At 34.0% G+C, this 24,831-nt stretch carries 21 protein-coding genes; 12 read left to right on the forward strand and 9 right to left on the reverse strand.

Going from position 1 to position 24,831, the window contains the following annotated elements; genetic code table 11:
• Positions 1-14: 14 nt before the first annotated feature.
• Positions 15-2,885: a DNA polymerase I gene (gene polA / locus CL818_RS08305; RefSeq protein ID WP_272972940.1), complete on the reverse strand. Its 2,871-nt coding sequence runs from the start codon at positions 2,883-2,885 to the stop codon at positions 15-17.
• Positions 2,886-3,123: 238 nt separating this feature from the next.
• On the opposite strand from polA, the gene CL818_RS08310 reads away from it, so the two are divergent.
• The 7 genes from CL818_RS08310 to CL818_RS08340 all read left to right on the forward strand — a co-directional run bounded on the left by CL818_RS08310 (position 3,124) and on the right by CL818_RS08340 (position 10,570).
• Positions 3,124-4,284: a homogentisate 1,2-dioxygenase gene (locus CL818_RS08310; protein WP_013186286.1), complete on the forward strand. Its 1,161-nt coding sequence runs from the start codon at positions 3,124-3,126 to the stop codon at positions 4,282-4,284.
• A gap of 20 nt (positions 4,285-4,304) precedes the next feature.
• On the forward strand, positions 4,305-5,441 hold the full coding sequence (gene hppD, locus CL818_RS08315; RefSeq protein ID WP_041240868.1) for a 4-hydroxyphenylpyruvate dioxygenase: 1,137 nt from the start codon (positions 4,305-4,307) through the stop codon (positions 5,439-5,441).
• Between the two features lie 289 nt (positions 5,442-5,730).
• Positions 5,731-6,501: a DUF3108 domain-containing protein gene (locus CL818_RS08320; protein ID WP_041241090.1), complete on the forward strand. Its 771-nt coding sequence runs from the start codon at positions 5,731-5,733 to the stop codon at positions 6,499-6,501.
• A gap of 5 nt (positions 6,502-6,506) precedes the next feature.
• Positions 6,507-7,478, forward strand: a complete 972-nt coding sequence (locus CL818_RS08325) for a tryptophan 2,3-dioxygenase family protein (RefSeq protein ID WP_219359844.1) — start codon at positions 6,507-6,509, stop codon at positions 7,476-7,478.
• Complete coding sequence (locus CL818_RS08330; RefSeq protein WP_219359843.1) at positions 7,475-8,728, forward strand: peptidoglycan DD-metalloendopeptidase family protein; 1,254 nt, start codon at positions 7,475-7,477, stop codon at positions 8,726-8,728. Before CL818_RS08325 ends, CL818_RS08330 begins: the two co-directional genes overlap by 4 nt.
• A 13-nt stretch (positions 8,729-8,741) precedes the next feature.
• Positions 8,742-9,185, forward strand: coding sequence for a hypothetical protein (locus CL818_RS08335; protein ID WP_013186291.1), 444 nt, complete (start codon positions 8,742-8,744; stop codon positions 9,183-9,185).
• Positions 9,186-9,196: 11 nt separating this feature from the next.
• Positions 9,197-10,570, forward strand: coding sequence for a TlpA family protein disulfide reductase (locus CL818_RS08340; protein WP_272972939.1), 1,374 nt, complete (start codon positions 9,197-9,199; stop codon positions 10,568-10,570).
• 75 nt (positions 10,571-10,645) lie between these two features.
• Here the strand turns inward: CL818_RS08340 and CL818_RS08345 are convergent, their stop codons facing one another.
• A complete protein-coding gene (locus CL818_RS08345) occupies positions 10,646-11,725 on the reverse strand; it encodes an endonuclease/exonuclease/phosphatase family protein (protein WP_013186293.1) in 1,080 nt (359 codons plus the stop codon).
• 120 nt (positions 11,726-11,845) lie between these two features.
• Between CL818_RS08345 and CL818_RS08350 the strand changes: the two genes are divergently transcribed.
• Complete coding sequence (locus tag CL818_RS08350) at positions 11,846-14,752, forward strand: carboxypeptidase-like regulatory domain-containing protein (protein ID WP_174258540.1); 2,907 nt, start codon at positions 11,846-11,848, stop codon at positions 14,750-14,752.
• A gap of 34 nt (positions 14,753-14,786) precedes the next feature.
• Entirely contained in the window at positions 14,787-16,214 is a 1,428-nt protein-coding gene (locus CL818_RS08355) for a DUF5689 domain-containing protein (protein ID WP_148232768.1), read from the forward strand.
• Between the two features lie 46 nt (positions 16,215-16,260).
• Here CL818_RS08355 and CL818_RS08360 read toward each other — a convergent pair whose 3' ends face one another.
• The 6 genes from CL818_RS08360 to mutY all read right to left on the reverse strand — a co-directional run bounded on the left by CL818_RS08360 (position 16,261) and on the right by mutY (position 20,989).
• The gene (locus CL818_RS08360; protein WP_272972938.1) at positions 16,261-17,145 is read right to left on the reverse strand and encodes a DMT family transporter; all 885 of its coding nucleotides are present in this window, start codon (positions 17,143-17,145) and stop codon (positions 16,261-16,263) included.
• A 70-nt stretch (positions 17,146-17,215) separates the two neighbouring features.
• Complete coding sequence (locus CL818_RS08365) at positions 17,216-17,371, reverse strand: YqaE/Pmp3 family membrane protein (RefSeq protein WP_013186297.1); 156 nt, start codon at positions 17,369-17,371, stop codon at positions 17,216-17,218.
• Between the two features lie 86 nt (positions 17,372-17,457).
• Positions 17,458-18,018 carry a gliding motility lipoprotein GldD gene (gldD, locus tag CL818_RS08370; RefSeq protein WP_219359842.1) on the reverse strand — a complete coding sequence of 187 codons (561 nt, stop codon included), beginning with the start codon at positions 18,016-18,018 and terminating at the stop codon, positions 17,458-17,460.
• Positions 18,015-19,349, reverse strand: coding sequence for a gliding motility-associated protein GldE (locus CL818_RS08375; protein WP_272972937.1), 1,335 nt, complete (start codon positions 19,347-19,349; stop codon positions 18,015-18,017). Before CL818_RS08375 ends, gldD begins: the two co-directional genes overlap by 4 nt.
• A 26-nt stretch (positions 19,350-19,375) precedes the next feature.
• On the reverse strand, positions 19,376-19,861 hold the full coding sequence (locus CL818_RS08380) for a single-stranded DNA-binding protein (protein WP_013186300.1): 486 nt from the start codon (positions 19,859-19,861) through the stop codon (positions 19,376-19,378).
• Between the two features lie 72 nt (positions 19,862-19,933).
• Positions 19,934-20,989 carry an A/G-specific adenine glycosylase gene (gene mutY, locus CL818_RS08385; protein ID WP_286972661.1) on the reverse strand — a complete coding sequence of 352 codons (1,056 nt, stop codon included), beginning with the start codon at positions 20,987-20,989 and terminating at the stop codon, positions 19,934-19,936.
• A gap of 76 nt (positions 20,990-21,065) precedes the next feature.
• Here mutY and CL818_RS08390 point away from each other — a divergent pair, with 76 nt between their 5' ends.
• The 3 genes from CL818_RS08390 to CL818_RS08400 all read left to right on the forward strand — a co-directional run bounded on the left by CL818_RS08390 (position 21,066) and on the right by CL818_RS08400 (position 23,847).
• Entirely contained in the window at positions 21,066-21,407 is a 342-nt protein-coding gene (locus CL818_RS08390) for an HU family DNA-binding protein (protein WP_474375491.1), read from the forward strand.
• A 307-nt stretch (positions 21,408-21,714) separates the two neighbouring features.
• Complete coding sequence (locus CL818_RS08395) at positions 21,715-23,265, forward strand: Rne/Rng family ribonuclease (protein WP_286972662.1); 1,551 nt, start codon at positions 21,715-21,717, stop codon at positions 23,263-23,265.
• 102 nt (positions 23,266-23,367) lie between these two features.
• Positions 23,368-23,847, forward strand: a complete 480-nt coding sequence (locus tag CL818_RS08400; RefSeq protein WP_013186304.1) for a regulatory protein RecX — start codon at positions 23,368-23,370, stop codon at positions 23,845-23,847.
• Here the strand turns inward: CL818_RS08400 and CL818_RS08405 are convergent.
• Positions 23,844-24,728 carry a cupin-like domain-containing protein gene (locus CL818_RS08405; protein ID WP_219359839.1) on the reverse strand — a complete coding sequence of 295 codons (885 nt, stop codon included), beginning with the start codon at positions 24,726-24,728 and terminating at the stop codon, positions 23,844-23,846. The genes CL818_RS08400 and CL818_RS08405 overlap by 4 nt on opposite strands.
• Between the last annotated feature and the right edge of the window lie 103 nt (positions 24,729-24,831).

Here is a 24,831-nt window from a genome sequence, read left to right on the forward strand (position 1 = left end):
AAGAGTTTATTTTATTAATGCGCTTCTAGCCAATCGTTACCTACGCCAACCTCTACATCTAAAGGTACGTTTAAGGTGTAAGCGCTTTCCATTTCTGTTTTTACTAAAGTTTTAATGTCTTCTAACTCATTTTTTGGAACATCAAAAACCAATTCATCATGTACCTGAAGTAACATTTTAGTTTTAAAGTTTCCTTCGGCTAATTTTTTATGAATATTAATCATAGCCACTTTAATTATATCTGCTGCACTACCTTGTATTGGCGCGTTTACAGCATTTCGTTCTGCAGCACCTCTTACAACACCATTACTAGAATTTATATCTTTTAAATAACGACGCCTTCCTAATACGGTACTTACATAACCATCTTCACGAGCATCATCTACTAGATTACTCATGTAGTTTCGAAGCTTTGGGTAGGTTTTATAATACGTGTCGATTAAGTCTTTCGATTCACTTCGTGTAAGGTCTGTTTGGTTACTTAACCCAAAAGCTGAAACACCATATATAATACCGAAGTTTACGGTTTTAGCATTACTACGCTGTTCTCTTGTTACCTCATTAATAGGTACATTAAAAACTTTTGCTGCAGTACTGGCGTGAATATCTTCACCATTTTTAAAGGCTTCAATCATTGTGTCTTCCTCGCTTAATGCCGCGATAATCCTTAATTCAATTTGACTGTAATCTGCAGCGAGTAGTACATAGTCTTCATTTTTAGGTACAAATGCCTTTCTTACTTGCCTTCCTCGTTCTGTACGTATTGGTATATTTTGAAGATTAGGGTTATTACTACTTAAACGACCTGTAGCAGCAACGGTTTGCATATAATCTGTATGCACTCTACCATCTTCTTCAACTTGCTCTGGTAGTGCGTCTACATATGTACTTTTAAGTTTTGCCAACCCACGATAGTCAAGTACATTTTGAATTATTGTGTGATCTGCGGCAAGATAACTTAGTACATCTTCAGCAGTTGAATATTGTCCTGTTCTGGTTTTCTTAGGCTTTTCTACTAGTTTAAGTTTATCAAAGAGAATTTCGCCCAGTTGTTTTGGCGAGCCAATATTAAATTCTTCTCCAGCTTCTTTATAAATCGAAGCCTCTAAAGTTGCAATGTCATTGTTTAAGTCTTCAGCTAAACTATTTAAAAATGCTTTGTCCAAATTAATACCTTCCAACTCCATTGCTGCCAATACACGTAGTAATGGAATTTCAATATCATCAAACAATTTTTGGGTATTGGCATCTCCCAATTCTTTTTCAAAATGCTCTTTTAATTGAAGTGTGATATCTGCATCTTCCACCGCGTACTCGGTTTGATCTTCTAAAGGCACATCTCGCATACTTTTTTGATTCTTACCTTTTTTACCAATTAAAGTTTCTATTGAAACCGGTGAGTAATTGAGGTATGTTTCTGCAAGCACATCCATATTATGGCGCATGTCTGGATTTATAAGATAATGCGCTAACATGGTATCAAAAAGAGGTCCGCGAACTTCTATATCATACTTATGTAGTACTTTAATATCATACTTTAAATTTTGCCCAACTTTCTGAATGTCTTCGTTTTCAAAAAATGGCCTTAATTCTTCTATTAATTGTTGTGCCTCTTCTTTGTTATCTGAAAACGGCAGGTAAAATCCTTTACCAGCTTCCCAAGAAAACGCAATGCCTACCAACTCGGCAGTTAAAGGATTAAGTCCCGTAGTTTCTGTATCAAAACAAACCGATGTCTGTTTGTTTAAATTTTGTAGAAATAGCTTTAAGCCCATTCCAGATGTTGCTACACTTTGGTAATGGTGTTCCTTTGTTTTTATGGTCTGCCTTGATGATGCCTCTTCAACATCATCTGCTATCGTGCTATTAGCATCAAATAAGTTATATTGTCCTGCACCTGCTTGAGCTGCTTTTTTCGAAGCTGTTTCAATCTTCTTAGCCGTTTCTGTATTAGAGACTGCTGCACCAACACTGGCTTCTGCCTCACCAGAGAAAATTTTTACAAATTGATCTTTAAGTCTTCTAAATTCTAGGTCATCAAAAATTTCTGCTACAGCTTCTGCATCTGGCTCAGACAACTCATAGTTTTCTGCATTAAAAGTAACATCACAATCTAGCATGATTGTTGCCAATTTTCTAGAAAGTCTTCCTAACTCTGCGTTAGCAATAACTTTCTCTTTCATTTTACCTTTAAGCTTATCTGTGTTTTCTAATAAACCTTCTAATCCTCCATATTGCTTAATAAATTTTTTGGCAGTCTTATCTCCAACACCTGGCAAACCTGGAATATTATCACTAGCATCACCCATCATCCCTAAGTAGTCTATTACTTGCTCTGGTCGCTCTACTTCAAACTTTTTCTGCACTTCTGGTATTCCCCAAATTTCTATACCATTACCCATACGCGCAGGCTTGTACATAAAAATATTTTCTGAAACCAATTGCGCATAATCCTTATCTGGTGTAACCATAAAAACTTGGTAGCCTTCCTTTTCTGCTTGCTTAGAGAGTGTTCCTATTAAATCATCTGCCTCTACACCTTCAATTTCTATACAAGGCACGTGCATAGCTTTTAGTATACTTTGTATGTATGGCACTGCTATTTTAATTGCGTCTGGAGTTTCATCTCGATTAGCTTTATAATCTTCATACATCTCTACACGATCACTACTACCACCTTTATCAAAAGCTACGGCTAAGTGGTCTGGTTTTTCACGTTTAATAACATCAAACAATGAATTCATAAAACCCATGATGGCACTTGTATCCATCCCTTTTGAGTTTACTCTAGGGTTTTTTATCAACGCATAATAGCCTCTAAAAATTAGAGCATAGGCATCAAGAAGAAATAAACGTTTTTGAGTGTTTTCTGGAGTATTGGTCATGAGAATGTGTTGAAAATCTTGAGATGTTGAATAGCTTCAAAGTTACTAAAATGAAGAGTAACCTCATGATTTATTTATACTATAGGTTTAAAGAAACAGCATTCCTATTAATCTTAATAATTAATACACCTACACAAATTGGCGATGCAATTAATTGTCCTTAAATTTATCGATATTTGTAACTAAGCATTTTAGGTCTAAGTTCAGATTTTGTATATTAAGATAAAAATTAAAACACATGCCTTTTTACCATAAACTCGGTAAGATTCCTCATAAGCGTCATACCATTTTTAAGAAACCAGATGGCTCATTATACTATGAGCAGCTTTTTGGCACAATTGGTTTTGATGGTATGAGCAGTAACTTATACCACGAACATAGACCTACACAGGTTAAGAAAATAGACGGCAGTTATGATGTTACTCCTAAAGTAGCTACCAAAAACAATATGCATTCTTTACGCCTTAAGGGTTTTCAGGTAATACCAGAACCAGATTACTTAGAAAGCAGAAAGGTTGTGCTTACAAATAGCGATGTAGATATTACATTAGCATCGCCTCAAAATTTAACACAAGACTATTTTTATAAAAATGCAGATAGTGATGAGTTATTATTTGTACATAAAGGTAGCGGTGTCTTAAGAACGCATTTAGGTAATTTAGATTTTAAATATGGAGATTACCTTTTAATACCTAGAGGTGTTATTTATAAAATAGATTTTGATGATGAAAACAATAGACTATTTATAGTTGAGTCACGTCGTCCTATATACACTCCTAAACGTTACAGGAATTGGTTTGGACAATTGTTAGAGCATTCTCCATTTTGTGAGCGTGACCTAAGACAACCTCAAGACTTAGAAACTCATGATGAGGTTGGAGATTTTGTAATTAAAGTAAAAAAGAATAACGAAATCTTCAATATGGTTTATGCCACGCATCCTTTTGATGTAGTTGGGTATGATGGCTATAATTATCCATATGCATTTTCAATACATGATTTTGAACCCATAACTGGTCGCATACACCAACCGCCACCAGTACACCAAACATTTGAGACAGATGCCTTTGTAGTATGTAGTTTTTGTCCGAGAAAATACGATTACCATCCAGAAAGCATTCCTGCACCTTACAACCATAGCAATATAGATAGTGATGAAGTGCTGTATTATGTAGATGGTGATTTTATGAGCAGAAATGATATTGAGCCAGGACACATATCATTGCATCCTGCCGGCATACCTCACGGCCCACATCCAGGTGCTGTAGAACGTAGCATAGGGCAGACAGAAACTGAAGAGCTTGCTGTTATGGTAGATACTTTTAAACCATTAATGGTAACTGAAGAAGGTGCTAAAATAGCAGATAAATCTTACCATCAATCTTGGTTAGAACACTAAAAAATACAAAAGACTTTATAATGATAGATAATAAAACACCAGAACTAGAAAAAGTAATAGAAGGCGCAGAAGATTTTCTACCCTTATTAGGAACAGATTTTGTTGAGCTTTACGTAGGTAATGCAAAACAAGCAGCATATTATTACCAGACTGCTTGGGGTTTTGAGCCAATAGCATATTCTGGACTTGAAACTGGTCGCAAAGACAGCGTTTCTTATGTTTTACAGCAAGGAAAAATAAGACTTGTACTTACATCTTCACTACAACCTGGCGGTACTATTAATGATCATATAAGTGATCACGGCGACGGTGTAAAAGTTGTTGCACTTTGGGTAGACGATGCCACAAAAAGCCACGAAGAAACTACTAAACGTGGAGCACAATCATATATGGAACCTTACACCGTAGAAGATGAATACGGGAAAGTTGTTCTTTCTGGAATACACACTTATGGAGAGACTGTTCACGTATTTGTAGAGCGTAAAAATTACGAAGGTGTCTTTTTACCAGGTTACAAACCTTACAAACCAAACTACAGCACTAATAATGTAGGCCTAAAGTATATAGACCATATGGTTGGTAATGTAGGCTGGAATGAAATGAACAAATGGTGTGAGTTTTACGCAAAAGTAATGGGCTTTGCACAAATGGTTTCGTTTGATGATAAAGATATTTCTACCGATTATACAGCCTTAATGAGTAAGGTAATGAGTAATGGAAACGGTAGGATTAAATTTCCAATTAATGAGCCTGCTGAAGGAAAGAAGAAGTCTCAAATTGAAGAGTATATAGATTTTTACAATGGCGCAGGCGTACAACATATTGCATTAGCAACAGATAATATTATTGAAACTGTTACAAACTTGAGAGATCAAGGTGTAGAGTTCTTATACGTACCAGAAACTTATTATGACACCGTTTTAGATCGTGTTGGTGAAATTGACGAAGATCTTGCACCATTAAAAGATTTAGGAATATTAATAGATAGAGATGATGAAGGCTATTTATTGCAAATCTTCACTAAACCTGTTCTAGACAGACCAACAATGTTTTTTGAAATCATACAGCGAAAAGGAGCACAATCTTTTGGAAAAGGAAACTTTAAAGCGCTGTTTGAAGCGATAGAACGCGAGCAAGATCTTAGAGGAACTTTATAAATTTTTTAAGAAATTTTATGAAAATATGATTTATAGTTTTATATTTGACTGCTAATCATAAATAGATTATGTTAATGGTTAAAAAGTATTTGCTCAATATCTATTAAGTTTATACTTTTGCCGAGCTTTTTTCGGAGTGGTTACTGAAAGGAGTGAATTTCATAATTTAAGATTTAGTTGGTTAATACAATTAAAAACTCCATCGGTAACGGTGGAGTTTTTTTCTTTTTTTACCTTTGGAACAGTAATTGTAAATCATCTTAAAAAGATCACTAAATCTTATAACCACATGAAGACTTTAATAGCATTTACATTACTCCTAACTACAACTGTATCAATTGCTCAGCAAAAAGCTTTCGATACTAATGAGTGGCTTCAATTTAGGATACATTATGGTTGGTTTAATGCTAGTGAGGCAACTTTAGAGGTTAAAGAAGACACCTATAAAGGAACACCTGTTCACCATATTGTAGGCAAGGGAAAATCTACCGGATTATTGCATTTATTTTTTGAAGTAGACGATAATTATGAAACATACGTAGACAAAACCAATGGCCAACCTTATAAATTTATTAGAAAAATAAATGAAGGAGGTCACACTAAGGATATTGAAATTAATTTTGACCACTCCAAAAACACTGCTTTAGTACACAACAAAAAGTACAACACTAAAAAAACATTCACCACAAAAGAAAAGGTGCATGACATGCTTTCTGCATTTTATTATCTTCGCAATAATTTAGACCCTACAACCCTAACATCTGGCGAGGAGCAAACCCTAAATCTATTTTTCGACGAAGAAAATTTTAAGTTTAAACTTAAGTTTTTGGAACGCGAAACTATTAAGACCAAATTTGGAAAAATAAAATGTCTTAAATTTAGGCCCTACGTACAAGCAGGTCGTGTTTTTAAAGAGGAAGAAAGCTTAACATTTTGGGTTAGTGACGACCCTAATATGCTACCTATTAAAATAGAGGCAGACTTAGCTGTAGGTTCTTTAGAAGCAGACTTAAGTGCTTTTAAAGGTTTGAAACATCCGTTCCAGATTGTCGTTAATTAAAACATATGAGTAACATAGACCCTGAAATTGCCAAAAAAATAATTCAATTAGAAAAAAAGTTCAAGAACTCTGGGCAAGACATGGGTTCCTATTTAGATGGTTTGTTGCACGAACGCTATCTTACCTATTGGGATTACATACATTTAGATACACTTCTTAGCCTACAAATACCTAAAACACATTTTCCAGACGAAGAAATATTTATAGGCTATCACCAAATTACTGAACTCTACTTTAAGCTAATCATCCATGAGCAAAAGCAAATCATAGATGACAAAGGCCAAAAGGCAGAGTTTTTTATTGAAAAAATTACACGAATAAATAGATATTTCAGAATTCTAATAGATTCTTTTGATGTTATGATTCGTGGTATGGAACGAGAGCAGTTTCTAAAGTTTAGAATGTCTTTATTACCTGCAAGCGGATTTCAATCTGCACAATTTAGAATGATCGAGGTTTATGCAACTCCACTAAATAACCTAGTACACCCTTCACTTAGAAAAGATTTAGAAACTTCTAAAGATATTGAGAACCTATACGAACAATTGTATTGGAAACGTGGAGCAACAGATTTAAAAACAAAAGAGAAAACTTTAACACTTAAACAATTTGAATACCGTTATACACCTCGTTTTATAAGAATTGCCAACGAAGTAAAAGGTCAAACTATTTTTCATAAATATGAAGAGCTTCCAGAGTCTGAAAAACAAAATAAAAAACTTATTGAAGCGTTAAAAAACTTAGACCTAAACGCAAATGTAAACTGGAATCTTATGCATATGGGTGCTGCCTATAGGTATTTAGACAAAGAAGGTAGCGCCATACAAGCTACAGGAGGCACTAATTGGAAGCAGTTTTTGCCACCTAGCTTTCAAAAGATTGTATTCTTCCCGTCACTCTGGACAGAAGAAGAGCTAGACAACTGGGGACAAGAATGGGTAGAACATTTATTTAACACAGAAAAAATTAAGCATTGAAACACCTCTTATCACTTATCGCATTAATTTTAATTTTAAGCTCTTGCGGAAACGAGCCTAAACCTGAAACAGAACCATTGGCCATTGCTCCAAAACCAATTGTTAAGGAATATGGCTTTAATACAGAAGAGTATGAATTTGTAAGAGATACCGTAAAATCTGGTGACACTTTTGGTACTATATTAGACGCTCATGGCGTTCCTGCCCAAACAGTGTTTAACATTACAAACTCTGTAAAAGAAACATTTAATCCAGCTCGAATAGGTATAGGAAGACCTTATGCTATATTAAAATCTAAAGACACCTCCCAAACAGCACAAGCTTTTATATATGAAAATGACAAGGTAGATTATACCGTTGTTAATTTTTCAGATAGTATTGGCGCGTATAAGGGTCAAAAAAAATTAACGGTAGTAGAAAAAGAAGCTACAGGCATCATAAACAGTTCGCTATCAAAAACTATGGAAGATAGCGGCCTAAGTGTTGTTCTTGCTTACAAAATGGCAGATGTCTATGCTTGGACTATAGATTTCTTAAGATTACAAGAAGGCGATAGATTTAAAGTTATTTATGAAGAAAAGTATATAAATGACACTATATATGCCGAATTAGGAAGCGTTAAAGCTGTTTATTTTGAGCATAGAGGCGAACCGTTTTATGCGTTTAATTTTAAACATGACTCAATTATTGGTCAGCGCGAATATTATGATGAAGAGGCCAATAACCTAAGACGTGCTTTCCTAAAAGCACCTGTGCAGTTTAGTAGGATTTCTTCAAGATTCAATTTAAAAAGGCGAATTAAATATTACGGGTATAAACTAAGGCCTCATAGAGGTACAGATTATGCAGCAAGTGTTGGCACTCCTATTTTAGCTACAGCAGATGGCGTAGTAACCAAATCTGAATATAGAGGCGGAAATGGAAACTATGTAAAATTAAGGCACAACTCTACATATGAAACCCAGTATTTACACATGAAAAAACGTAAAGTTAACGTTGGTCAATATGTAAAACAAGGAGATGTTATAGGTTGGGTAGGTATGACCGGAAATACTGGCGGACCTCATGTTTGTTACCGTTTCTGGAAAAATGGCGTACAAGTAGATCCTTTAAAACAAGACTTACCTAGTGCAGAGCCCTTAGAGGAAGCATTAAGAACAGAATATTTTATGCATATAGACGACTTAAAACGCCGTTTAGATGCATTAGAATTTAAAGAAGAGAACACAAACATCATAGCAAAACTATAACCAACCAGAACTTATGGAAATCATTAAATTTATTCACTCCTATTGGGCGTATCTAGTCGTAATTGTGGTAACTGTTGCCACTATAAATGCAGTAATAGGTTACGTTACAAAACGAGAATTTGTACCACGAGATTTTAGACTCGCATTATTTGCTTTAATTGTAACGCATATTCAGTTTTTAATTGGCTTTGTTTTATTCTTTGTTAGTGATAAAGTAAGGTGGTTTGATAGTGATACAGAGGTTTCAACAATTATGAAAAACTCAGATCTAAGATTGTACAATCTCGAACATCCATTAGTAATGATACTTACTGTTGTTTTTATTACAGTTGGTTATTCTAAACATAAGAAAAAGCTTACCAGCACACCAAAACTTAAGATGTTAGCTATATTCTATACGTTAGCACTTATTCTATTACTTTCTCGAATTCCTTGGAGTTCTTGGTTAACATTTTAATTAATCCATTTATGAAGTATTTCATCTTAAGTTTAGTAGCAATTGTAATTGTATCCTGTGCTACAGAAAATAAACAACATACAATAGTAAGTGGTACACTAACAAACAACTCTAAAGATATCGTTGCCGTTAATGGTCATGGAGAAGCTTACGAACTAAAGGTTGATAAAGAAGGTAATTTTAAGGATACCTTAAACATTTCAGCAAATGGTTACTATTACTTTTTTGCAGGAAGAGAGCGCACAACAATATACCTTGAAAAAGGAAAAACCTTAAATGTAACTGTAAATACAGATGAGTTTGATGAAACTATAAATTATAGCGGAGATCTTGCAAATGAAAATAATTATCTGGCTGCTAAATATCTTTATAATGAAGCCAATAGAGACATGCAATCTCTTTACGCTAAAGAAGAAGCTCAATTTAAGAATGCACTATCAAGCTCCAGCAAAAGTTATGACAGCATCTTAAGTGCAAACAATGTTACAAACACTGCATTTCTTGAGTTAGAAAAAGACGATATAAGATACGCAGAAGCAGGTAATATTTTAAATTATGAAACCTATCATAAATACGCGACTAAAAATGATTCATTTAAAGTTTCTGAAGGGTTTTATAGCTCACTAAAAGATTTAAATTACAAGGATACTCTTGCATATAAAAACTCTGAAGTTTACAGAGGATTAGTGGCTACTCATTTAAACACCATTATTTCTAAAAAACAAGAAGAAGATAGCACAGCAAACTACAGTGTTACTTTTGTTGAAACAGTTAATGATGAATATGCTAATGGTACAATTAAAGACAATGTACTTACCAATTATCTAAGCGGTTATGGCTTAAGACCAGATGAGCATTTAGAGAAAATTTATTCAACGTATATTAGCACAAATCCTACTAAAGAAAACCTAGAAAAGGTTAACAAGCGCTATAATGTTTTAAAGGATATTACTCCTGGTAAAATTTCACCAGAGTTTAGTTTTGAAAATATAGATGGCTCAACTACAAGTTTAAAAGACTTAAGCGGTAATTATGTTTATATAGATGTTTGGGCAACTTGGTGCGGACCTTGTATCGCAGAAATACCATCATTAAAGCAAGTTGAAAAAGACTATCATGGGCAACCAGTTAAGTTTGTTAGTATCTCAATAGATAATGAAAAGGACAAACAAAAATGGAAGGCAATGATTGAAGAAAAGGACTTACAAGGCATACAATTATTTGCAGATAACAATTGGGAATCTAAGTTTGTTCAGGATTATGGTATTCAAGGTATCCCAAGATTTATTTTGATAGATAAGAAAGGTCATATTGTATCTGCAGATGCACCTAGACCTTCTAATCCAGAATTAAGAACAAAGCTTGATACATTGCTAAAATCTTAATCTGTTAATTAATTATATTATTAAAAAAGCCCTTTTGAAATACATCAAAAGGGCTTTTTTATTTGAGTTTATTCTTTAGTTTACTTCTTTAATCAAGTAAACATAAACCGGAAAGTGGTCACTAAATCCGTTTGTAAAACCACCATCGCTCCAACTTCTAAAAGGATATCCTTTGTAACGTCCTCTTGGATTAGCTAAGTAGTTTTTATTATAAATTCCCACTTTGTAAAACCTGTAAGAAGAAAAATCTTCATCTAATAATGGCTTAGACATAATCATTTGGTCAAATAAATTCCAACCATCTCTATAGGCTAAAGTACCAATACCTTGCTTAAACAAATCCATCATAGGATTATAAAGATCTTTAGTTTCTAAATTTTCTTTTTCGTCTTTAGCACCAAGAACTTTAGTCACACTTGTATTTGTAGGGTCATCATTTAAATCTCCCATAGTGATAATCTTAGCATAAGGGTTTACCGCTTGTAAAGAATCAATAATACTCTTGTTTAAAGCTGCAGCCTTTTCTCTTTTGTATCTACTACGTGCCTCACCACCACTTCTCGATGGCCAGTGATTTACAATAAAATTCATTTCATCTCCATCTAATAAACCGGTTACTAATAACTGGTCTCTAGTATATACACGTTTTTCAGGATCATTATTATCGTAAATTAACAACTCATGATTTGTAGCGCTCTGTAGCTTAAATAAGTCTTTTTGGTATAAAAGAGCAACATCAATACCACGTCTGTCTGGAGAATCATAATGAGCTATACCATAATTTTTTTCGACTAATCCTGGCTGATTCACTAGATCTTCTAAAACTTTTCTGTTCTCCATTTCACATAAACCCACTATTGCTGGAGAGTTTTTAGCAACATCTGCACCTATTTCAGAAATTACCTTAGCCATATTAGCTAACTTACTTTGGTAAGCTTGCTCCCTATCGTTTTGCATTTCCATTATAGGACTAGCCTCATCATTCTTTTCTGTATCGTCCTCTGTATCAAATAAGTTCTCTAAATTGTAAAAAGCAACCGTTAAAACATTGTATTTTTTTTCAGTTGAAACTTTGCTTTCAGTAGTTGCAACTTTAGAGCTACCGCAACTAAATGCAAGACAAGCAATTAGGAAGATTGTAATTTTAGTTTTCATAGTTTATATTATATTAATGTAAAGCCTTGTTCAAAATAAGCGTCAAAAGTAAGAATTAAGCAAGAATAATGTACATTTGCCGTCCCTTAATAATAATTTCTTAATCTAAAACATGTATTAATGAGGCACTTACTACGTAAAACCCACATTGTATTTGTATTTATGTTTACACTTAGCCTTACGGCGTTTGCTCAGCAAACTGTTGTACAAGGTAAAGCTGTAGATGGCGTTACAAATGAAAATGTACCAGATGTTACAGTTACAATTGAAAACTCTAACATCGAAACTCAAACTGATGGTTTAGGAGAATTTTCTTTTGATGCTAGCCGAGTAATTGGAGAACAAGTCATTGTTCTTTACAAGCAAGGTTACACAACAAAGCGTTTTCCTATTACTATTAATGAAGGCGAAACCCTTAATTTAGATGTCCTTTCTATGGATATTGATATTAATGAGGAACAACTTCAAATCGGAACCATTTCATTATCTGACAACGAGCTTGATCAAGATAACGAAAACACTGCATTTAACATCTCTGGATTATTACAAGCCTCTAGAGACATATTTTTAAATGCTGCTGCTTATGATTTTAGTGCAACATTTTTTAGACCTCGTGGTTTAGATAACCAGTTTGGTGAAGTTCTTATTAATGGTCTTAATATGAACAAGCAATTTAGCGGTCGTCCACAATGGGGAAATTGGGGTGGCTTAAATGATGTTCAACGTAACCAGGAATTCTCAATGGGCTTATCTGCTAACGAGTATTCTTTTGGTGGTCCTGCAGGAACTACAAATATTATAATGAGAGCTTCTAAGTATCGTGAAGGTGGTCGTGTATCTTATGCAACTGCTAACCGTAGTTATACGGGTCGTGTTATGGGTAGCTATAGCTCTGGTTTACAATCTAACGGTTGGGCTTATACTGTTTTAGCATCTAGACGTTTTGGTGATGAAGGTTACATAGATGGTACTTTTTATGACGCTAACTCTGTGTTCTTAGCTGTTGAAAAGAAAATAAATGACAATCATAGCTTAAACCTTGCTGCTTGGTATACACCAAACAGAAGAGGTCGTTCTACAGCTATTACAGAAGAAGTGCACAACCTTAAAGGTCGTGAGTACAACCCACTTTGGGGTTACCAAGACGGTGAAATAAGAAACACAAGAGTAAGAAACATACAAGAGCCTATTATAATGCTTAACCATTATTGGGATCTTTCTGAAAATACAACCCTTAACACAAACGTAAGCTACCAGTTTGGTGAAATAGCAAACTCACGTGTAGAAAATGGAGGTACTACTTTAGTAACAACACCAGACGGGCAATCTACTTACCTTGGTGGTGCAAGAAACCCAGATCCTTCTTACTACCAAAACTTACCAAGTTACCAATTAAGGTTTCCAAATCCATCACCAGCAGATTTCCAAAATGCTTATTTAGCACAACAGGAATTTATTAACGATGGTCAATTTGATTTCAATGCATTATATGAAGCTAACAGGTTATCTGCTGCAACTGGAGGTAATTCAATTTATGCAATACAAGAAGATGTAATTGATGATACACAAATACAGGCTAACACAATCTTAAGTTCTACACTTACAGACAATATCACTTTAAATGCAGGTCTTAACTACAGAAACTTAAACAGTGCTAACTACGCAAGAATATCAGACCTTTTAGGAGGAACAGGCTATTTAGATATAGATAACTTTACAGAGATTACAGCAAACGAGAATACAAACTCAACAGATGCTGCTCAGAGTGATTTAAACAACCCTAACCGAATTGTTGGCGAAGGAGATCGTTACAAGTACAACTACGAGATAGATGCTAATGTTGTTGGTGGTTTTGCACAAGCACAATTTAAATACAACAAAGTAGACTTTTTCGTATCTACTAAATTATCTCAGACATCTTACCAGAGAAATGGTTTATACCGTAACGGTAACTTTGCAGACACCTCTTTTGGTGAAAGTGAAAAGCTAGATTTCTCTAACTACGGTGCAAAAGCTGGTTTAACCTATAAAATTACAGGTCGTCATTTAATTGATGCTAATGGTGGTTATATTACAAATGCACCTACAATTAGAAGCGCATTTAGTAATGCAAGACAAAACAATAATACTGTTACAGGATTAGAGTCTGAAAAAATTACTTCTGCAGACCTTAGCTACATTTATAGAAGCCCAATGATTAAAGCTAGATTAACTGGTTTTTACACTGGTTTTGAAGACGGTACAGATATTGCATTTTACTTTACAGAAGATGTAAACAACGGTGAAGGTGCATTTGTTCAAGAAGTTTTAACAAACATAGAGCGTCGTAATATAGGTGCAGAACTTGGTATTGAAGCACAAGTAACTCCAACTATTAAACTAAAAGCTGCAGCATCTTTTGGACAGTATACATTTAACAACAACCCAGATGTGTATTATACAAGTGACGACTTTAACAGAGTAAATACAGATGATGATCCATCTAATGACAACCCTAACATTAACAGTGTAGGCGAGTTGAGATTTGGAGATGGTACTGCTAAACTAAAAGATTATCACGTTGCTAGTGGTCCAGAGCAAGCGTACCAAATAGGTTTTGAATACCGTGATCCTAACTTCTGGTGGTTTGGTGTTACAACCAACTATTTTGATAATGCGTATATAGATGTAAGTACTATTACGAGATCTGATGCATTTACAACAGATATAGATGGACAACCATTTAACGATTATGATCCTACAGAAGCAAGAGCTTTATTACAGCAAGAAGACTTTGGAGATTATATCTTAGTTAATGCAGTAGGTGGTAAATCTTGGAAAATAGACGACTACTTTGTAGGCTTCTTTATTACTATAAATAACATTTTTGACGAAGAGTATAAAACTGGAGGTTTTGAGCAATCTAGAACATCTAACTTCAGAAGTTTACAAGAAGATGTTAATAGAGAAAACGGTCGTGTGTTTGGACCACGTTATTTCTACGGAAACGGCACAACTTACTATGCTAACGTCTACGTAAGATTTTAATAATAAACTTTAGAACAACACTATAAATACAATAATGATGAAAACGAATTTTAAATTATTAGCAACATTTCTACTAAGTATAGTAGTTCTTGCATCTTGCGTTCAAGATGACGATTTTGATATTCCTAATACAGCACCACAAGAAGTAAACCTTGATGGTCAAGTAATAGGTATTGGTGCTGTACAAGCAGATTTTGTACAAGCTCAAGACTTTTTCTACAATGAGGATACATTTAATTTCTTCACTTATGATGATGAAAGTGATGATACAGCAACTTATATGGAAGGTTATGTAATCTCTTCTGATGAAGGTGGTAACTTCTTCGAAGAAATAATTCTTCAAGATAAAGCTGAAAATCCAACAGTTGGTATTAAATTATTAATTGATGTAAACCCATTATTTACATCTTATGAGTTTGGTAGAAAAGTGTTTATAAGATTAGATGGTCTTAGTGTTGGTTTAGATAGTGGTGTACTTACATTAGGTGTTCAAGATGGTGACCGTATTGGTAAAATTGCGCCTTCTTTACAAAGCCAAGTTATTGTACGTTCTACAGAAACTGCAGAAATTGTTCCTTTAGTAAAAACAATTAGCGAAATTAAAGCAGACGTAGATGAAGATGACGCATATGCAAACCAATACTTAAACCTTTATTTAAGTGTACCAAGCGTACAGTTTACTCAAGATGATGTAAATAATGGTATAACTTACGCTGGTGAGACTTCAGATGAGTTTGATGGTGAGCGTATTTTGCAAGAATGTAATGAAGCTGGAACAGATGTTACTAACTCTATTATTTTTAGCACAAGTACATTTGCAGACTTTAAAGGCTTAACACTTCCTTCTGGATCTGGATCTATAGATGGTATTTTATCATTAAACTTCTTTGGGGAAGACTACATAATTAATGTAAATTCTCCAGAAACTGTAAACTTAACAGGTGAGCGTTGCGATCCTCCAACACCATTCTTTACTCAAAACTTTGAAGGTGCATCTATCGAAGATCTTGTTGCTAATGAAGGTTGGACAAACCAAAATGTTAGCGGTGGTTCTGTAGATTGGTTCTCTTCTTCTTTTAACGATAACACATATGCTCGTATTTCTGCTTTTAACAGCGGTCAAGCAGAAGCAGATGTATATTTAGTAACACCAGCTATTAACTTAGATGCAACAGAAAATGAAACTTTACGTTTCGATTTAGAAATTGCGTTTGATAATGGTAACATTCTTTCTGTTCTTATCTCTACAGATTTCACTGGAGATGCTTCAACAGCAACTTGGACAGATTTAAATGCTAACATTCCTGACGGACCAGGATCTGGATTTGGAGGCTTCCAATCTATTCCTGCTGTAGATCTTTCAGGTTATGATGGTGATGTTTATATTGCATTCTTCTATGAAGGTACAGACTCAGAAACTACAAGATATCACGTAGACAACATTAGTGTTGCAGGTGAGTAATTCTTAATAGTATATTATTAAAAAGCCCGCAAATTGCGGGCTTTTTTTATACTTTCTTTTTTCCAGAGTTTACTAGAAATACGCCAAATAATATAATTCCCATTCCTACAAACTGCCAAAATCCAAAATCTTCATCATCAAGTACACCCCAAAATAAAGCAACAATAGGTATAAGGTAAGTTACAGATGTAGCAAAAATTGCACTGCTCATTTGTACCAATTTATTAAATAAAACTTTAGCCATACACGTACCAATAATGGCCAGTAAGACTACATAACCTAGTGCATTGTATAGTTTCGGATTTGATGTAACTTCAGAAAAAGGAAAATCTGAGAACATTAGTACTATAAAAGCAGGAATCATAATCCCTATAAAATTACCAACAGTAATTCCTATAGGATGTATATTTTGCATATACTGTTTAATAAGGTTTACATTTATTGAATAGCAAACCGAAGCCACTAATACAAACCCAATAAACCAATAATTTTGATGAGGGTTAACATTAGCACCACTAAATATTAAGACTAAGCAACCTAATAAGCCTATAAATACACCTATTGCTTGTCGCTTAACAAAAGCTACGCCAAATACTAGAACGCCTAATATAAGCGCTAATAGTGGTGTTGTAGAGTTTAAAATAGAAGCAACTGCACTATCTATCTCTGTTTCGGCAAATGCAATTAAAAAAGCCGGTATTAGCGTCCCTAAAAAGCCAGAAAGTATCACCCACTTCCACTCACTTTTCTTAATTGATTTTAAATGTTTAAAACCTATAGCAATAAGCACCATGCCTGCAATTAAAATACGAGTTGCCCCTAATTGCAATGGTGTTAAGCCTAACAATCCTTTTTTTATAAGAATAAAAGAACTGCCCCAAACTAATGAGAGTATTATAAGGTAAACCCATTTTATACGATCTTGATGCATAACCTATATTTAAGTTTGCAAAAGTCGGAATTTAAAAAGGGTTACTATACGATTAATGGGTAATCTGTATTTATTTAGAGTTTACGTAAAATGCGTGAATTACTCCTGGTAACCAACCTAAAGCAGTTAATAGTAAATTAATTAAAAAATCGACACCTAGGCCTTTTTTTAAAGCTACTGCTAATGGTGGTAATAAAATACTTAAAATGATGGTTAGTAAAGACATAATAAATTGTTTTAACCTAAAGATACATAGGTTTATAAAGCCTTTACGCTAAAGAATTATTAATTGTGAAACTGTTAACTAAAGACCTAGTCTTGCCACTCCACAGTTTCCATAAGTTGCTTAATATCATTTTTAAGATATGCAGCAGCAGGATAAATTGAATCGAAATTAGGTGTTGCCCTAAAGTAAATAGCGCCAGTTAAAAAATGATTAATGCTATCTGTAACATAAAATTGCGCTTGGCTAGCAGCATTACCTTCTACCTCATAAAACATACCGTAGGTATTATGAGATGGATTAAGGTATTGATCTCCTTCAATCACATCTGCTTTTTTGGTATGCTGCAATGGTAGCTTTTGGCCATCACGTAATAAAGCGTCAAGATTACCATTTACTTCTTGATAAGTTATAAATAATGTGCCATTAAGTTCTGGATATTCTATATCTACCCAACAAGGATTATTTACGCGAGATGGCTTAACCTTGGCCATTGTGTTTATTTCGAAAGTATAAGCGCAACCAACATCTACTTTTTTATATTCTGCTTTAGAATACTCTAAAGCCAAAAACGCTTTAGGTTTAGGTTGCATTTCTTCTTGGCAGGACCAAAAACATAATAATGATATGATGACGACTAAATACCTCACTCTGGATGAATGCTAAATTTTATTTGTTTTAAACGTTTGTTATCTATTGCTTCAATTGTAAACGTATAATTCTCGAAACTTAGTATCTCACCTTTTTGAGGAAAGCCTCCAGAAATCTCCAAAACAAAACCAGCAAGAGTTTCAGCTTCACCTTTAAAATCTTCAAAACCAGAATTGTTTTCTAGTTTAATGACTTTATAAAAATCTTTTAATGGAGTTTTTCCTTCAAAAATATAATTAAACTCATCTAATTGACTAAATATGAGATTTTCATCATCAAACTCATCACTAATATCGCCCACTATTTCTTCAATAATATCTTCTAACGAGATTAAACCACTAGTACCACCATATTCATCTACCACAATTGCTAAGTGATTTTTTTTGTCTTTAAACTCATTTAGCAAATCATCTAGCTTCTTGTTTTCTGGAACAAAATAGGGTTCTCTTAAAAGTGTAGTCCAATCAAATACTTTTCTATGTAAATAAGGCAATAAATCTTTCACATAAAGTATACCTTGAACGTTATCTATACTTTCTTCAAAAACGGGAATACGACTATATCCTTTTTCAATAACCTCAGGAATAATTTCTTTGTAGCTCTGCTCTACATTTAGGGCAAAAATATCCATTCTCGGTTTCATGACTTGTTTGGTATCTGTATTACCAAAAGAGACAATGCCTTGTAGTATTTTTTGCTCTTCTTTAGTAGTATCTTCCTCACTTGTAAGTTCCAATGCTTGTGATAGCTGATCTACACTTATGTTAGATTTTTGCTTCCCTAAGCGCCTATGTATTCCTAAAGTAATGCCACGCATTGGTAAGCTAATAGGTGAAAATACTTTATCTAAAACCCTTAACGGATAAGCCATTGCAAAAGCAAATTTTACATTGTTCCTATTTGCATAAACCTTAGGCAAAATCTCACCAAAAAGCAATATTAGGAAGGTGACGATTACAACTTCAATAATAAATCTAAAATCTATACTGTAACCAATTATTTGAGTCTCTAAATTTAAATTGCCTAGATAGTATTCTCCTAATGAAGCAAATAATAACACAATAGCAATATTTATAAAGTTATTAGCTACTAAAATTGTTGCTAAAAGCTTCTTGGGTCTATCTAATAAATTTATTACAATTTGTTCTTTGGCAGAGCGTTTAGTTTCGTCTGGCTCAAAATCTGTTGGTGCTAATGAAAATAAAGCTACTTCAGAACCAGATATTAATGCAGAACATAAAAGTAGCACCATTAGCACTATAATGCTAAAAATCTGTGAAAAGTCGAAAGAGACTAATAATAACGGTAAACTCGAGGGATCAGGATCCAAATACTTATAAATTAGTTTAACTTAAATTAAAATGGCAAATCGTCGTCTTCATCTACAGAAGAAGATTGGCTAACTTGAGGTTGACTTGCTTGCTGAGCTGGCTGTGATTGTTGCTGAGTGTTATTAGATTGGTTTTGACTTTGTGATGGTTGTTGTACTGGACCACCTTGTTGGTCTTTTGGCGTTAAGAACGTAAAGTCTGTACATTGTATTTCTGTAGAGTACCTATCCATTCCCTTATCATCTTGCCACTTTCTAGTCTTAATACGACCTTCAATATATACCTTATCTCCTTTTTTAAGGTATTTTTCACAAACCTCTGCACCTTTATTTCTCACTACAATGTTATGCCACTCTGTATTAGAAACGCGCTCACCAGTAGTACGGTTGGTATACTCCTCATTAGTTGCTAAAGGAAAACGGCCAATGCTGCCGCCACCTTCAAAGTAGTGCATCTTAACTTCATCTCCTGTATGCCCTATTAGCATCACCTTATTCAACGTACCAGCCATAATTTAATTTTTTGTAAAAATACAAATATCTACTGATTTTAAGTAGATTGTTAACAAAGTGTTGTGTGTCACTTAAAATGAAAAATCTTCTAAAAATCGCGCTATTAAAACAGGAACGGGATAGTCTTTAAGTTGATGTGTAGGTATACCATCGTTTATAGTACTTACTCTTACAATCCAAAACTTAGTATACAAGTGCTGGTGTGAAAGTTTGTGTACTATTGGAACATCATTAAATAGCGAAACATTGTAGTTTTCATTAATATTATTACTTATTTCTGAAGCCTTAAAAAGAGACAAGAACTCCGTTTCAGAAATGTCTTTTTTAGTTTCGATACACGGAAACTCGTACAATCCTTGCCAAATACCTTTGCCTACTCGTTGTTTTATTTGTGTGTTTTCATTGTCAGACAGTATAACTACATAGTTTAAATATCGTTTTTTAATTGTTGTCTTTTTCAGTTTTACGGGTAAACTTAATACGTTATCATCTTGCACAGCCTTACAACTATCACTAAAAGGACATGTATCACAAAACGGATTCTTAGGTTTGCAATGCCTAGCACCAAACTCCATAATGGCTTGGTTAAATAACGCAGGTTGCTTTTCATCCAGAAGCAACTCTGCCATAGCTTTAAATTCTTTTATACCTTTTGTTGAATTAATAGGAGTTTCTATACCAAAGTATCTTGAAAGCACTCTATAAACGTTACCATCTACAACAGCAACGGGTTCGTTATAACAAATACTAGCTATAGCACTAGCGGTATAATCTCCAACGCCTTTTAGTCTTAAAAGTCCCTTATAATCTTCAGGGAATTTACCATCTCTCTCATTTGCTACATATTTTGCTGTCTCATGTAAATTTCTTGCGCGGGAATAATAGCCTAGGCCTTGCCAATTTTTCAATACCTCTTTTTGAGAAGCTTTAGCCAAATGAAAAACTGTGGGATATGTCTCTGTAAACTTTAAATAATAAGGTAATCCTTGTGCAACTTGGGTTTGTTGCAGCATAATTTCACTCAACCAAATAAAATACGGATCGGTAGTATGCCGCCAAGGCAAGTCTCTTTTGTACTTTAAATACCAATTAATGAGTATTTTGGAAAAATTAAGGTCTTTTTGCATATCTTGGCAAGGTAAAAACTTTATTAGGTTATAATTAAGAGAATTAGGTTTGAAATAATGAGATATTAATGCTTATATTTGCACCCGCAAAAAAAATTATCAAACCCCAATATTAATACATATTATGACAAAAGCAGATATCGTAGCTAAGATTGCAGATCGCATTGGAATGGAAAAAAACGAAGTTCAAGCTACAGTTGAAACCTTTATGGAGGAAGTGAAGACATCTTTAGAAGGTGGTGAGAATGTTTATTTAAGAGGTTTCGGAAGCTTCATCATTAAAGAACGTGCTGAAAAAACTGGAAGAAACATTTCTAAGAATACAACTATTAAAATTCCTGCACATAACATCCCTGCTTTTAAGCCAGCTAAAGTATTTATGGAAGGCGTAAAAGAAAATGTTTCTGTAAAGAAATAAATTTAAAATATTAATTAATCTTAAATAACACAGCGTATGCCAAGTGGTAAGAAAAGAAAAAGACATAAGGTAGCTACTCACAAACGTAAGAAACGTCGTAGAGCTAACCGCCACAAGAAAAAGTAGTCTTATACTACTTTTTCTTGTTTTTACGTTCATTGACATAGATTACAGTTTTACATAAAAAACTAGTAATTGTTAAGAAAGCTATTATACCTAATAGTTACTGTCCTGTGTGACATAAATATAAATAACACCACACAAGTATTGTGCATTTGCACAGTGTGCGTGTATAAATCTAACTAATATGAACAAAGAGTTAATTATTAGAACGAGTTCATCTGGAGTAGATTTTGCCTTATTAAAAGACGGACGATTAATAGAACTTCAACAAGACGAAGATGATAACAAGTTTGCTGTTGGTGATATTTTCACTGCAAAAATACGCAAAACTGTACCTGGCTTAAATGCCGCCTTTGTAAATGTTGGCTATGAAAAAGATGGTTTTTTACACTATCATGACCTTGGCCCACAAGTAGGTTCATTATTAAAATTCGTTAAACAAGTAACAACAGGAAAGCTTAAAGACTTCTCTTTAAAAAACTTTCCTTTGGAAAAAGATATAGATAAAAATGGCACCGTTAACGATGCGTTAAAATCTAATCAATCCATTTTAGTACAAGTTGTAAAAGAACCTATCTCAACTAAAGGCCCAAGAATTAGCAGCGAGCTCTCGCTTGCCGGACGCTATATTGTCTTGGTTCCTTTTTCAAATAGAATTTCTGTTTCTACCAAAATAGGAACTAAAGAAGAAAAAGAACGCCTTAAGAGACTTGTAAAAAGCATTAAGCCGAATAACTTCGGCGTTATAATTCGTACTGTTGCAGAAGGCAAAAAAGTAGCCGACATCCATACAGATCTTCAAAATTTGATGGATCGCTGGACGGCTATGTGCAAAAAAATGTATAGGCCAAACTATCCTACAAAAGTATTAGGCGAAATGAATAAAGCGTCATCCATCCTAAGAGATGTATTTAATGACAGCTTTACGTCTATATGCGTAGATGATGAGACCTTACATACTCAGATAAAAGATTACGTTGGCGAAATAGCGCCAGAAAAAGAGTCTATCGTTAAGTATTACGATAGCAGCAAAGTGCCAATTTTTGAAAAATTCGGTATCGAGCGACAAATTAAAACGTCCTTTGGCAAAACAGTTTCTATGAGTAAAGGTGCTTACCTCATTATAGAATATACTGAAGCCATGCACGTTATCGACGTAAATAGTGGTAACAGAAGCAATAAGAGCAAAAGCCAAGAAGGCACAGCACTTGAGGTAAATATGATTAGCGCAACAGAGGTTGCAAGACAATTACGCCTTAGAGATATGGGAGGCATTATTGTTGTCGACTTTATTGATATGGGAAAAGCTGAAAACAGACGTAAGCTTTTTGACCATCTAAGAGATGAAATGAGTGACGACCGCGCAAAACATAAAATATTACCTCCAAGTAAATTTGGACTCATACAAATAACGCGACAGCGTACAAGACCAGAAACCAACATTAAAACACGCGAGGTAAACCCTAGCAACAACGGAGGCGAAGAAATTGAAGCTCCTATAATTATTGTTGAGAAAATTAAAACGGACTTGCAAAAAGCAATTAAAAAAGGGCATAAAAAAATGAGTATTACTGCTCATCCATTTATTGCCGCTTATTTAACTAGAGGATTTCCTTCTCCACGCGCCAATTGGTTTTTTGACCATAAGCGTTGGGTAAAAGTTTTACCAAGAGATGCTTACACATATCTTGAATATCACTTTCATGATAAAGATGGAAAACTCATGAAGTTATAAAATATTAAAACCCACATCAATTAATTTTGATGTGGGTTTTTTTATACCACACTTTCAATATCATACAATATTAAAAATGCATAATTTGTATCTTGCTTAAACATGAACTCTAAATCCCAAACATCTTACACCGTAAAAGAAGCAGAGCAAGCTTTAAAGCGCTATTGTGCATATAGAGAACGATGCCACAAAGAAGTTGAAGAAAAACTTAAAAAAATGAATATGATTCCTGATGCAAGAGATCATATTATTTATATACTACTACAAGAAAACTATCTTAATGAAGAGCGCTTTGCAAGAAGCTTTGCAAGAGGAAAGTTTAGGATAAAAAAATGGGGAAAGCGTCGAATAATCTCAGAGCTTAAATTTAGGCAAATATCTAAACGAAACATAGAATTTGCATTAACAGAAATTCCTACTGAGGAATATTACACAACATTTAACGAGCTCGCTTTTAAACGCCTAAAACAAATTAAAGAAACACAACCCCAAAAAATTAAAAAGAAGCTGGCAGACTACCTCCTATACCGTGGCTGGGAGTCTAGCTTAGTATTTGAAAAAGTAAATGAGATAGTTAATTAGTGCTTTGTACTTAAGTTATTACGCTTATGCGTTCGTCTTATTGCTTCTCTATTCTTATACTGTATCCAACGTTCTCCAGCTATTTTTCTCATAAGGTTATCAAAGTAACGCATAAATCCTAAGTTGTAAACAGCTTTAGAAAGGTTAGTAACACTTTTAGGAAATGCTCTCAAGCTCATTGAGAATCCTGGTGTTAAATAATGCATATAATGCCAATAACCTTCTGGCATATACAATGTTTCACCATGATTTAATTCACAAACCAATCCTTCAGCCTGTTTTAAAGCTGGCCATTTTGTGAAGTCTGGCTTGCTAAAATCTATATCCTGTCTTGCAACTAACGCATTAGGAACTTTATAAAGATATTTAGTTTCGGACTGCGGAAATAAAATACAACGCTTTTTGCCTTGAAAATGGAAATGAAAAATGTTTGCATAATCTATATCATAATGCATAAACACTTTAGAGTTTTCGCCTCCAAAAAATAAAAAAGGCACACTCTTAACCCATCTTAAACCCATACTAGGATATTTAAAATCCTTTTGCAAAACCGGAACTTGCTTCATTAAATTATAAAGGAAAATGCGGTAATTAGTTGGTTGCTTTTTAAGAAGCTTAATATAATCTTTCATCTTCATTTCTGCGTGAGGCTCATTAAATTTAAGCTTGCTGGAAATAGGCCTATCGTCATATAACGGCACCTTTAAATTTCCTGCAACAGAATCTATATATTCAAAATCCCATTTTTTAAAAGCGGGCCAATCTTCTATTAAACGCTCTATAACAACAGGTTTCTGTGGTTTTAAGTAATGTTCAATAAAATCTTCTTTTGAAATAGATTTTACTCTCGGTATGTCTTCTAAATGAAGGGTATCACTCATAATTTCTGCACATAAATAACGTGCGTCATTTTTAATGAACAAAATTAACGAAATAAAAGGTGCTTATTACACAGCTGTAAAAAACAGTTTTAATTAAGCTATA

The organism is Croceibacter sp. (assembly GCF_002716225.1).
Lineage (GTDB): Bacteria > Bacteroidota > Bacteroidia > Flavobacteriales > Flavobacteriaceae > Croceibacter > Croceibacter atlanticus.